Origin of the sequence: Sphingorhabdus sp., assembly GCF_046154385.1 — a bacterium.
Lineage (GTDB): Bacteria > Pseudomonadota > Alphaproteobacteria > Sphingomonadales > Sphingomonadaceae > Sphingorhabdus_B.
This window is the reverse complement of the sequence record NZ_JBJXFW010000020.1, coordinates 24,531-36,889: the sequence shown is the minus strand read 5'-3', so window position 1 is coordinate 36,889 and position 12,359 is coordinate 24,531. Positions and strand designations below refer to the sequence as shown.

Sequence of the window (12,359 nt, the reverse complement as noted above, 5' to 3'; positions counted from 1 at the left end):
TCTGCGTTCATGCACCGCGGATCGGCAAAGCTGAACCCGGAAGCCCCGATCACCCACCACTGGTTCGACAGCACCCATATCACTTATGGCGTCGCAACGGCGGGCATTTCCTCACGGCGCTTCCAGCTGGAAGGGTCGATTTTCACTGGACGCGAACCGGATGAAGACCGGTGGGATATCGAAAAACCCCGCTTCGACAGCTGGTCGGTGCGGGCGACGTTCAATCCGTCACCTCAATGGACATTGCAAGTCAGCCACGGCTTTCTGAAGCAGCCGGAATTCACCATCCACCCCGACGAAAACGAGCATCGCACCACCGCCAGCGCGCATTATGCGAACGGCAATGGCCTGACTGCGACGGCCGCTTTTTCGGCCAAGAACCGCGATCCGGGACCCACACTGACGGCCTATCTGGTAGAGGCCAATTGGGATATTGATGACCATCACAGCGTTTTTGGCCGCTTCGAAAATGTGAAGAATGACGAGCTGTTTCCCGACGACCTCAGCCCCTTGCACGAAGTCCCGTTCCGTGTGAGCAAGTTACAGGTGGGCTACGCCTATCGCCTGCCCCTTACCGGCCCACTAAACCTCGCGCTGGGGGGCACGGTTTCGGCTTTTGCCAAACCCGATGCGCTCGATACGGCGTATGGCAAGAACCCGATGGGCTTTACGCTCTTCGCAAAATTCTCACTCGGACACTGAATTCAAAAGCTGTTCGGTCATTTTCGGCCGAACAGCTTTTCAACATCGCCGAGCGCCAACTTCACCCAAGTCGGACGGCCATGATTGCACTGCCCCGAATGCGGCGTCACTTCCATTTCACGGAGCAGCGCATTCATTTCAGGAACCGAAAGCACACGACCGGCGCGGACCGAGCCGTGGCAGGCCATTGTCGATGCGACATGGTCGATGCGTTCTTTAAGTGATAAAGCCTCGTCATAGGCGGCTAGGTCGTCGGCCAGATCCTCCACCAGTCCCTTGGCATCCCCTCCACCCAGCATTGCCGGTGTCGCGCGGACGAGCATCGCGCCAGCACCAAAGCGTTCCAGTTCGAGGCCAAATGCCGATAGCTCGGCTACGCGCGCCTCCAGCCGGTCGCAGGCAGGTTCGTCCAGCTCGACCACTTGCGGCAGCAGCAGCGCTTGCGACGGGACAACACCGCCCGCCTGCGCCATAGCCCCGCGCATCCGCTCAAGAACGAGTCTTTCATGCGCAGCGTGTTGGTCCACAATGACCAAACCGTCTGACGCCTCGGCCACGATATAGGTGTTAGCGACCTGCCCGCGCGCGACGCCAAGCGGATGGCTGCGGCTTTCCGGGACCGGGTCGGTCGCTTCGGCAGCGCGTCCCATCAAGGGCGCTAGGTCCTCGCCCTCGATGCGTCCCATATCCGCAAAACTGGTCCGCTTTTCGGCCAGCGACGTAAAAGCGGGGGCGTAGTTGCCCTGATAAAATGTGCGTGGAGCAGCGAAAATATCGCCCTGCGCCGTCCGCACCGGTTCTTGTTGCCATGCAGACAGCGCATCGGCGGATGGGCGTTGCACAGCGCGAAAGCCCGACTGGTCGAGTGCGTGGCGCAAGCCGGATACGATCATACCGCGAATAAGAGCGGGTTCCCGAAAGCGGACTTCGGTTTTGGCAGGGTGAACGTTGACATCAACTTCAGTGAACGGAAGGTCAAGAAACAGCGCCACCACGGCATGGCGGTCCCTCGCCAGCATTTCAGCATAAGCGCCTCGTACTGCCCCGATCAGAAGCTTGTCCTTTACGGGTCGCCCGTTCACGAACAGAAATTGATGATCGGCAATGCCACGGTTGTACGTCGGCAGGCTCGCAATTCCGCCCAAGCGCACGCCTTCGCGTTCAAAGTCGAGGCCAACGCTATTGTCGATCAGCTCCACACTCGTCAGTGACGCGACCCGTTCGGGGCGTTCCATATCGGGTTGCACGGCAAGAACGCGGCGGCCGTCATGCTCGACTGAAAACCCGATATCAGGCCGGGCCATTGCCAGCCGTTTCATAATGTCCAGTGCGGCGGCATATTCAGACCGCGGACTGCGCAAAAACTTTCGGCGGGCTGGTACCTTGCCGAATAGATTTTCAACCCGCACACGCGTTCCCGGTGGCAAAGCGGCGGGACCTTCGTGCGTTAAAACGCCGTGATCGACGACACGCCGCCATCCTTCTTGGGCGCCCACTCTGCTTTCCATCGCCAAAACAGAAACGCTCGCAATCGAAGGCAATGCCTCCCCTCGAAAACCAAGGGTAGCAACCAGATCGATATCTTCGTCAGGTAATTTGGACGTCGCGTGACGTTCCAGCGCCAATGCCATATCATCAGGCGACATGCCGCAACCATCGTCGGCAACCTCGATTAGATCAATGCCGCCTGAAGCAAGTCGCACAGCGATATTTCGTGCACCGGAATCGATGGCATTTTCAACCAGTTCCTTCAACGCACTGGCCGGTCTTTCGACCACTTCACCGGCAGCGATACGGTTGACCAGGCTTTCGGGAAGTCTTCGTATTGACATGTTCGCATTCCTAGCCCAAGCGGCCCTTGCAGGCGACTCCTTAATCGTTCGCATTCCAGCCAAATACCTGTTTTTAAAAACAGCAAATTCCGCTAGGACCGCGCGATTGTTTTGGGCGCGCTCAAAAGGATTCTCACCAGATTTGGATTGGGTGGACATTAAATGGTTTTTGGCAAGTTTTTCCGTTTCGCATCGCAAGATATGGCAATCGACTTAGGTACTGCGAACACTGTGGTGTATGTTCGCGGCCAAGGCATTGTTTTGAATGAACCTTCAGTCGTGGCAATTGAAACCATCAACGGTATCAAGCGGGTAAAAGCCGTCGGCGACGATGCAAAGTTAATGATGGGCAAAACCCCCGACAGTATCGAGGCCATTCGTCCTCTCCGTGACGGCGTCATTGCCGACATTGACGTTGCGGAACAGATGATAAAGCATTTCATCCACAAGGTGCATGGAAAGCGCCGGATGTTCAGCTACCCCGAAATCGTTATTTGCGTTCCTTCAGGCTCCACATCGGTCGAGCGCCGCGCCATTCGCGATGCGGCTTCCAACGCGGGGGCATCGGAAGTGTTCCTGATCGAAGAACCCATGGCTGCTGCTATTGGTGCCGACATGCCCGTGACCGAACCCATCGGCTCCATGGTTGTCGACATTGGTGGTGGTACAACCGAAGTTGCCGTGCTGTCGCTGCGCGGCCTTGCTTACACCACTTCGGTTCGCACAGGAGGTGACAAGATGGACGAATCAATTGTCTCTTATGTGCGACGACACCATAATCTGTTGATCGGCGAAGCAACGGCGGAACGGATCAAGAAAGATTTCGGGACCGCCCGTCCGCCTGCAGATGGCATAGGCCACACACTGCACATCAAGGGACGCGATCTGGTCAATGGCGTGCCAAAAGAAATTTCAATCAATCAGGGTCAGATTGCGGAGGCCTTATCCGAACCCATTGGTACCATTCTTGAAGGTGTCCGGATTGCTTTGGAAAATACCGCGCCCGAATTGGCCGCTGATATCGTTGATCAGGGCATTGTCCTGACCGGCGGCGGCGCGCTCATGCACGGTCTGGATGAATATCTGCGCGACGAAACAGGCTTGCCCGTGACGGTTGCGGAAGATCCGCTCACCTGCGTTGCCATCGGCACTGGCAGGGCAATGGAAGACCCCATCTTCCGTGGCGTCCTGCTGACAGCCTAATTAGGATTTCAGCATGGCGCCGCCACCCCATCGGCGCCCCGGATTTTCCCGGAAAGCGCAATATGGCCTGTTCGCGACCTATGTTATCGCGATTGCAGGAACGGCGGTGGCCGCCTTGCTTTTGGTAATTTCTGTGGCTGACCCGACCGGCTTTGCCGCCTTACGTGCCATTGGCGCAGAAATCACCGCCCCCGCCGCACGGTTTTTCAACAGCATTCGCCGGACAAGCAATGACGCGGGTGAAAACATGGCAGCGTATTTCGATGCAGCGTCAAAAAATGCAGCGCTCACCAGAGAAGCAAAAGCCAATCGCACCAAACTTATTGAAGCAAGGGCGCTCCGGGTCGAAAATGCGCGATTGCGGGGATTGCTGAAGCTTAAAAATGAAACAAACGAGCAAGTCGCCGTCGGCCGGTTGATCAGTTCTACAGCATCCAGCACGCGCCGCGTGGCAACTTTATCTATTGGTTCCAGTGATGGTGTAGAACGGGCGCAACCCGTTCGCGGTCCGGCCGGATTGATCGGTCGGGTGATCGAGACAGGTCCGACAACGGCGCGTATCTTGCTGGTCAGCGATGCAGAAAATCTCGTCCCGGTCATGCGGGCGAGCGACGGGTTGCCAGCATTTTCGACAGGATTGGGCAACGGGCTGGTTGTCATAAAACCGCTGAACTTGGGAGAAAGCCCTTTCAAAATCGGCGATATCATAGTCACGTCAGGCAATGGCGGCCTTTATCAGCCCAATATTCCTTTTGCCCGCGTCATTCGCAAAACAAATGACGGTGCGCTTGCCCGGCCATTGGCAGATCCCGCCAATTCGCCTTACGCAATCGTAACGAAAGCCTATCAGGGTGAAGCGCAAGCCGCCCAACAGGCAATCGCGCCCGATGGCCAAACCAAAGAGATAGCGGAGTGAAAAACCCCGTCACCGCAATCCGCCTTCCGCTACGACCCGGCAGGGAGTATGAGAGCCGCTTTGACCGCGAGCCGTCCACTCTGAAAATGCTGGCGATTCCGATATCGTCCGTGATCGTGGCATCGATGGTAACGACCCTCCCGTTTTTGACGCAACAGCCGATACTTCCTCCTTTTGGTTTTTTGATGCTGCTCGCATGGCGGTTAATGCGGCCAGGTCTATTGCCGGTATGGTCCGGGGTACCCTTTGGCTTGGTCGACGATCTTTTCAGCGGACAGCCTTTCGGCTGTGCCGGATTATTATGGTCGATCGCAATGCTGACCATCGAAATTATCGATTCAAGGGCAATCTGGCGCGATCATTTGCAGGACTGGTTGATTGCAGCACTGCTCATAATCACCGTTCTTTTGGGTGGTCTTTGGATAACAGGTATGGCGCACGCGGCAGCGCATCCTTTGGTTTTATTGCCACAAATTGTCCTGTCGATATTGCTATATCCGCTGGTCGTGCGAATATGCGCCAGGTTGGATAGCTGGCGGTTGGCGACATGAAGATCGAAAAGCAGATTACATCGGGTCAACTGGATTTCACATTTTCCCGCAGGGCGCTTTTTGTGGGTGGCGTTCAGGCCGCCATTGGAGCGACGGTCGCGGCACGTATGTCGTATATTGCGGTGGCAGATAATGAAAAATACAAACTTCTCGCCGAAAGCAACCGCGTAAACCTGACTATCATACCGCCGCGCAGGGGTTGGTTCATTGATCGCTATGGAAAGCCAATTGCAACCAATCGGGCAGACTTCCGGGTCGATATTATCCCTGATCGGCTCGTTCGCAAAGACGAAACCGTTGCGACGCTCGCCGAACTTTTGTCGCTTTCCAGCGACGATGTCGACCGTATCAATCGCGAATTGAAACAAGCGCAAGGGTTTCAACCTGTGCAAGTCGCCGACGGTTTGGATTATGAACGATTTGCCGCCGTCAGCGTCCGCTTGCCTGACCTCCCCGGCGTGAGCCCAAGACACGGTTATTCCCGATTTTACCCGAGCGGTGCCGCCGTTGGCCATTTGGTCGGTTATGTCGGAACCGTGTCTGCGGAAGAATATGAGAAGAATAAAAACCCTTTGCTCATCACGCCAGGTTTCAAGGTCGGGAAAGACGGGCTTGAAAAAACACTTGAAGTAAAGTTGCAGGGGGAACCGGGTGCAAAACGGACCGAAGTTACTGCTCGCGGCAAGATAATCCGGGAACTTACCACACGGCCCGATATCCCAGGCAAGCCGGTCCAACTCACCATCGACATAGATTTGCACAATTACGCAGCGCGGCGTCTTGGTTTGGAGTCGGGGTCAGTGGTCGTCTTCGACTGTCTCACCGGCGACATCCTGACCATGGCATCAATGCCCTGTTACGATCCAAACAGTTTTTCCGACGGTATCGGCCGTATTGAATGGAAAATGTTGAATTCGGACGACCATATTCCGATGCTCAACAAGGCCCTGCAAGGTCTTTATCCGCCGGGTTCCACCCTTAAACCGATGGCCGCGCTCGCCTTGCTGAAACATGGTGTAGATCCCGAAGAGACTGTTTCGTGCGGCGGCGGATACAGACTTGGCAATCGCGTTTTTAAATGTCTGGGTCGACATGGCTCGATGAATATGACCAGCGCGATTATGAAAAGCTGCAACACCTATTTCTACTCAATGGGCCGGCGCATCGGCTATGACAAGATCGCACCGATTGCCCGGGAGCTTGGCTTGGGTCAGGAATTCGAACTTCCCTTCCCTTCGCAACGCTATGGAACCGTGCCGGACAGCGAATGGAAGTTACGCAAACTTGGCCAAGACTGGACTGAATCCGACACGCTGAATGCCGTGATCGGTCAAGGCTACATCATCGCAAGTCCGTTTCAATTGGGCCTGATGTCGGCCCGCATCGCATCGGGACTCAATATCCACCCGGAAATCATCAAGGCTAACCGGGCCGCGCCTGTGCCCTTGTCATTCTCGACCGAACATCTTGATGTTGTGCGAAAGGGCATGGACCTTGTGGTCAATGGCGCAGGCACAGCTGTTCGCAGCCGGCTGCCGCTCGAAACGATAAAGATGGCCGGTAAAACCGGAACCGCGCAGGTCCGCCGGATTGAAGGGGCGCAGCGGGGGCAATCGGGCGCTTGGAAATATCGCGATCACGGCCTTTTCGTATGTTTTGCCCCCGTCGACAATCCGCGATACGGCGCCGCTGTGGTCATCGAACATGGCTTGGGCGGGGCACGGGCCGCGGCCCCTATTGCCAAGGATGTTCTGACGTTCATCTATGATCCGGCGCAGGCCACGCAAGCGCTGGAAGCACTCGAAGCGGGCTGGGGCGGCAATATCGAACAACGGATGGCTTCAAAATACGCATCGTTCCAGGGACAACCCGCTGCCCCGCCGCCTATTGACCCGACCACATGAACGGCATTGTTCCTGCTCCTATTGCAAGCTTGCCCTGGCGCGTCATTTTTATATTGATGGCCTTGGTCGGCTTTGGCGCAACCGTCCTATATTCCGCAGCGGGCGGCCATCTGGAGCCGTGGGCCGGAAAGCATGTCGCCCGATTTCTGGTCTTGCTGGCGATGGCCATCATCATGTCCCGGTTAAAGATGGAGTTCTGGAAATCCGTCACCTTCCCACTCTATCTGCTTTTAATAGTCCTCCTCGTGGTTGTCGAACTGATGGGCTTTGTCGGCGGCGGCAGTCAGCGTTGGATCAACCTCGGCATCATCACATTACAGCCCTCTGAACTGATGAAGCCGGTCATGGTCCTTGCCGCTGCGTGGTTTTTTGACCGTCTTCCCCCCAACCGTATCGGCGGCATGGATGCCATTTGGCCCGTTGTCGCATTACTTGTGTTGCCGAGTGCTCTGGTCGTTATTCAACCCGATTTCGACGCGGCCATCGCTTACGCATTCGGCCTGGGCGTTGTCGCATTTCTCGCCGGCTTGCCGCTGATCTACTTTATCAGCGCAGGCGGTGCGTTGGCCGTCCTTGCACCATTGGTCTATTTCTTTGGCATGAAACCGTACCAGCAAGACCGCGTTCTTATTTTCCTGAACCCTGAAAACGACCCGTTGGGTGCCGGATATCACATTACCCAATCGAAAATCGCCATCGGGTCGGGTGGCATTTTCGGTAAAGGATTTGGCAATGGCACCCAAAGCCATCTCGACTATTTGCCCGAAGGCCACACCGATTTCGTCTTTGCAACCATGGCCGAAGAATGGGGCATATTGGGCGGCTTTTTCATTTTGGGGCTCTATTTCCTTTTAATGCGGTGGGGCCTGAATGTGGCCATCGAAAGCAAGACCCGGTACGGCCAACTGGTCGCGGCCGGCCTGACGTGCACCATATTCTTTTACATCATGATCAACCTGCTAATGGTCGTCGGCCTCGCGCCGGTCGCCGGCATACCCCTGCCCTTTGTCAGCCACGGCGGTTCATCGATGCTGACCATGATGATCTGTGTCGGCATCATCATGTCCATCGAACGCCACCCGGGTGCAAAGCGCGGGCAATTTACCTGAAGCATACAGCGCAAGCTTGACAAAGACACCGAATCCCATCAAAGGCGGCGCTCCAAACGATGCCGGGCAATCTGGCCGCATCGAAATGGGGACGCTTAGCTCAGTTGGTAGAGCAGCTGACTCTTAATCAGCGGGTCGTGGGTTCGAACCCCTCAGCGTCTACCATTCAAGTCATTTATCACTTTGTTTTCAAAAGAATAAATGGCCCATCCAAAAATCTGAACCCACATTCGGTCCCACATTTTAACTGGGACTGATTGGGCTGTTTTGGATCATTACGAAACCGAAAATCAGGCAACTAGCTGCTCGGTTATCAGTTGCGAGGCTCGCTCCCAGCCCGAATTTTGACCGTGCAACGCACCGGCTGTTTCGCGTTCGCGGCAGATTTCTGGCAAGCCTCGATAGCCTCTCGGTTGTCGCGCAGCAAATCGGCTGCCCGCTCAAGCGCATTCAAAGCCTTAGGGCTTTCGCTTCGCATGAGGCTCGTGCCTGCATCCCAGCGCGACGATTCGCCGACCATTCTCGCCGCCATATGTTCTGGCCAGTGCCAGCTTTCCGGCACGGAACGGGCGATAGTTCCGGGAAGAAACGACCAAAGCAGGATGCCGCCAAGCACTCCGCCTCCAACTGCCTGAAACACTGTGCGGCGTTGGTCCGCACTATTGCGGGCGTGGGATGTGACACCGCGCATATCCTGCGTGGCTTGCCGAAGCTCATTATATGCCTCGTTGATCCGCGTTTGATCGCCGCGCCGCGCTGCCTCCGCTGCGGCTTCGATCCGCCTGCCAAAGCTATCAGGCGTCACCTGCATGGCCGGGTGTTCCTCGATGCAATCAAGATTCTCCGCCATATCTTCGAGCCGCTTTGTCATCTCCGTCAGGGTAGCCCCATAGTCAGGGATAACGATGTCCGCCCGCTCGGCGGCAAGATGCTGGACAGCGCGCCGCATGAGGGCCATTTCGCCTTCAAGCCGCGCGAACGCTTCGGCGGCAGGATCGCTTTCGACCTTGGCGACCCTGGGTTTGGCCTTGCGCTTTGGTCTGGGCTTGGGCTTGGGCTTGGCCTCCGCTTCGGCCTCCTCCTCAATGTCCAGCGTCACTTCTTCGGTATCAGTATTTTCCATTTCACTTCTCCTACAGGCTCATTCCAATCGAGCGGGTCCGCTCGAACGACACAGACGCGGCAAGGTCGCGGGACAAATCGCGTCCGATGTCCTTGCCAAGACCGAGTTCCCGCGTCCGGTTGCGCAACAGCGATTCCACCTGTGGATCGCGCTCCAGACCTTTCGCCATGTCGGCCATCCGCCCCGCGACATGGTGTGCACTATTGTCATTGCCGCTTTGCTGCATCGCTGCGCGTGTCTGCCATAGCCGCTGCCAGTCATTCACAAAGCGGTCGGCGCGCTGGACAGGATCGACGCGGATTTCAGACTCAAGCTGCATGGCGCGGATTGCGGCCTGGCTGCGGCCATCGGCTGCTTCGCGGATCAACTCAGGCTGGCGCTGCAAGGCGCTGGCAAGATCGGCGGCGGCATGGGGCCTAATCGCGTCGAGGGTCTTCCCTGCCTTGTCGAGCGCATCGCGTTGATGAGGTAGCACCGGCAAACCCTGCTCGCGCATCTTCGCCATATCGTCGGCGGCACGAGCGAAGCGTTCGACCGCACGGCGCTGGTTCGAAAGGTCGGCCTGTTCGGTTGGCAGCGGTTCCAGCTTCTGTGTTTGCGGTCGGAAGTTAGCGAAGATCGACTTCGCCCGCTCGGGCAACTGTCGGGCAATCTCGACAATCCGCTGGCGGAACGTAATCCCGCGCCGCTCGGCAAATCGCTGCTCAGGGCTGTAGTCGCTCGCCATGTCTTTGCCGCGCTCGCGGCTTAATGAGCGGACAAGTTTCGACTGATCTGCGAAGTTATCGCGGCCATAATGCAGGTCCACGCCGTCGCGGTGGCGCGACAGCGCGACATAGGCACCGTGGCTATCCATTCCCGGCGTAGCCAGCACATGCGCCCGGTCCACGGTCATGCCCTGCGTTTTGTGGATCGTGGCGGCGTAGCCATGATCGACATGCGCATAATCCTTGGTATCGAACGTCACTGCACGCCCGTCGTCGGTGCGCACCGCCATGCGCTGCGGCGTTACCTGCTCGACGATACCAAGCGTACCGTTCTTCACGCCAAGGCCTCGCTCGTTTCGCAAAAACATGATGCGGTCACCGCTGGCAAATTGTCGCTCGCCGCGCTCGGCCTTGATCGACACATCGCCATCCAAGCTGCCTGCGACACGCATACGCCCGCGAGCGGCTTCGTTGAGTTCGCGCACCTCGTCATTGGTGTGGGTGAGGATAATCCGTGTATCGCTTGGGCTGGCCTGCCGCGCGCGATCCCAACGCTCGATCAAGTCTTCGCGCGCCGCCTCCCGTGTGTCGGCGGCGTGCACCATGCCGTGTTCACCGTAAGCATGAATGGCATGCCCTGTCCGCCCGGTCGCAAGGTGCCGGGTCGCATCCTGCTGCCAGCCGTCATGCTGGCGGCGGACTTCGCTGATCTCGACGCCCCCATGCCGTTCGTGGATGGCACGGAACGCCGCTCCGGCTTCGATGGCCTGCAACTGTTGCGGGTCACCAACCAGCACGACTTTGGCGCCCGCATCGGCAGCGCGGGACAGGACGCGCTCCATCTGGCGCGTGCCGACCATACCCGCTTCGTCGATCACCAACACATCGCGCGAAGTAAGTTGTTCGCGGCCTTGGCCCCATTGATGTTCAAGGCTCGCAATGGTGCGCGACGCGATGCCCGAACCCTGCTCCAAACCTTCGGCTGCGATGCCGGACAGTGCCGCGCCGCGAACATTAAAGCCCGCATTCTCCCAAGCCTCGCGCGCGACGCCAAGCATTGCGCTTTTGCCGGTCCCGGCATAGCCAACAACGACGCTCAGGCCGCGCCCGTCTGTAACATGCTCAAAGGCCGCGCGCTGCTCTCCCGATAGCACTAAGCCGCGCTCCCCGGCGCGCGCCAGCGCGTTCGCTTGTTTGTCCTCGCCAACGCGATGCCGTTCGCGCTCGGCCATCAACTCCGATGCGCGCTGCAACCGCTGCTCGGTCTCAATCATCGCCTGCGATGTGAAGCGATCTTCCCCGCGTCCGTCCTTGCCCAACGCGATGAAATCGGGCGATCCGCGCACTGCGCTTAGTGCAGCATCGAACTGGTCCTTCCCGTCGCTATGCCGATGAACGAACGTGGCAAGGTCACGGTTCGTGAAGGTGGCCTGGCCGTGCGTGATCGCATCAAGCGCGACACCGGGATTAGCAATGATCCGCTCACCATTGCGCTGTGCAATAGCGCGATGTTCCTCGATGCGCTCGGCCTCAAGCCCGCGTCCACCGATGCGCGAGGCGGCGGGGCCGATCTTATCTTGCGGTTCGAGGCCGATACCCTGCGCTTCAAGGCTGCGATTATCGACGCTCGCGTCGATATCCAGCTCCGCCAGCCGCTGGTTGACATGCTCGGCCCAGCGTTCGCGCCATTGCTCGACCAGCTCGGACTTGTTCCAGTCGCGCACCTTCGCGCCGAACCCATCCTTGCCCACTTCGCGCATGGTAAGCATGACATGTGCGTGCGGTTTGGCCAGTCCGTCCTTACCGATATCCCAATGGACATTGAGGTCGGCGATCATGCCCTTGTCGACGAACTCGGCTTTGACAAAGTCGCGGGCGAGCGCAATGACTTGGCTCTTGTTCATCTCGCGCGGAATCGCGAACTCGACCTCGCGCGAAAGTTGCGCGTCCTTGCGCTTTTCGGCTGCCTCGACCGCGTTCCAGAGCTTCTCCCGGTCCGCCAGATGTTCGGGTGCATCTTTTGGCAAAAGGATTTCGGAATGAACGACGCCGTCCTTGTTCGTGAAGTCATGATCACGGTCGAGCCGGTCGTCATGCAGCCGTTCGCCTGCGCGGTAGGCTGAGGCGGCAACAGCGCTACGCCCGCTGGCGCGGCTGATGACTTTGACCGAGAGATGGAAGATCGCCATGATGGCAATCCATCTACGCCATCAAAGCCACGTCGGCACGACGTATAAGCGCGCCCTCCCATGATAAAATCCTGCTCGGGACTAGGTGGTGTCAGACTGTCTCGACAACTCTACAGCAATAGG

At 57.8% G+C, this 12,359-nt stretch carries 8 protein-coding genes, 1 tRNA gene and 1 pseudogene; 7 read left to right on the top strand and 3 right to left on the bottom strand.

The window, feature by feature from the left end; genetic code table 11:
* A pseudogene (locus tag ACKVOS_RS04135) lies at positions 1-702 on the top strand (hypothetical protein); the annotation flags it as partial.
* Between the two features lie 17 nt (positions 703-719).
* Here the strand turns inward: ACKVOS_RS04135 and mutL are convergent.
* Positions 720-2,534 carry a DNA mismatch repair endonuclease MutL gene (mutL, locus tag ACKVOS_RS04130; protein ID WP_409210746.1) on the bottom strand — a complete coding sequence of 605 codons (1,815 nt, stop codon included), beginning with the start codon at positions 2,532-2,534 and terminating at the stop codon, positions 720-722.
* A gap of 162 nt (positions 2,535-2,696) precedes the next feature.
* On the opposite strand from mutL, the gene ACKVOS_RS04125 reads away from it, so the two are divergent.
* The 6 genes from ACKVOS_RS04125 (at position 2,697) to ACKVOS_RS04100 (ending at position 8,382) form a co-directional block, all read left to right on the top strand.
* Positions 2,697-3,737 carry a rod shape-determining protein gene (locus ACKVOS_RS04125; protein ID WP_409210745.1) on the top strand — a complete coding sequence of 347 codons (1,041 nt, stop codon included), beginning with the start codon at positions 2,697-2,699 and terminating at the stop codon, positions 3,735-3,737.
* 13 nt (positions 3,738-3,750) lie between these two features.
* Positions 3,751-4,653: a rod shape-determining protein MreC gene (gene mreC, locus ACKVOS_RS04120; protein ID WP_409210744.1), complete on the top strand. Its 903-nt coding sequence runs from the start codon at positions 3,751-3,753 to the stop codon at positions 4,651-4,653.
* Positions 4,650-5,204 carry a rod shape-determining protein MreD gene (gene mreD / locus ACKVOS_RS04115; RefSeq protein ID WP_409210743.1) on the top strand — a complete coding sequence of 185 codons (555 nt, stop codon included), beginning with the start codon at positions 4,650-4,652 and terminating at the stop codon, positions 5,202-5,204. The genes mreC and mreD overlap by 4 nt, the downstream gene beginning before the upstream one ends.
* Positions 5,201-7,108, top strand: coding sequence for a penicillin-binding protein 2 (gene mrdA / locus ACKVOS_RS04110; RefSeq protein WP_409210742.1), 1,908 nt, complete (start codon positions 5,201-5,203; stop codon positions 7,106-7,108). The genes mreD and mrdA overlap by 4 nt, the downstream gene beginning before the upstream one ends.
* A complete protein-coding gene (gene rodA, locus ACKVOS_RS04105) occupies positions 7,105-8,217 on the top strand; it encodes a rod shape-determining protein RodA (RefSeq protein ID WP_409210741.1) in 1,113 nt (370 codons plus the stop codon). The genes mrdA and rodA overlap by 4 nt, the downstream gene beginning before the upstream one ends.
* A gap of 89 nt (positions 8,218-8,306) precedes the next feature.
* A tRNA-Lys gene (locus ACKVOS_RS04100) sits at positions 8,307-8,382 on the top strand.
* Between the two features lie 148 nt (positions 8,383-8,530).
* On the opposite strand, the gene ACKVOS_RS04095 is transcribed toward ACKVOS_RS04100, so the two are convergent.
* Together ACKVOS_RS04095 and traA are read right to left on the bottom strand one after the other, a co-directional pair.
* Positions 8,531-9,340 carry a DUF6118 family protein gene (locus tag ACKVOS_RS04095; RefSeq protein WP_409210740.1) on the bottom strand — a complete coding sequence of 270 codons (810 nt, stop codon included), beginning with the start codon at positions 9,338-9,340 and terminating at the stop codon, positions 8,531-8,533.
* Between the two features lie 10 nt (positions 9,341-9,350).
* Positions 9,351-12,236, bottom strand: a complete 2,886-nt coding sequence (gene traA, locus ACKVOS_RS04090; RefSeq protein ID WP_409210739.1) for a Ti-type conjugative transfer relaxase TraA — start codon at positions 12,234-12,236, stop codon at positions 9,351-9,353.
* Positions 12,237-12,359 lie beyond the last annotated feature (123 nt).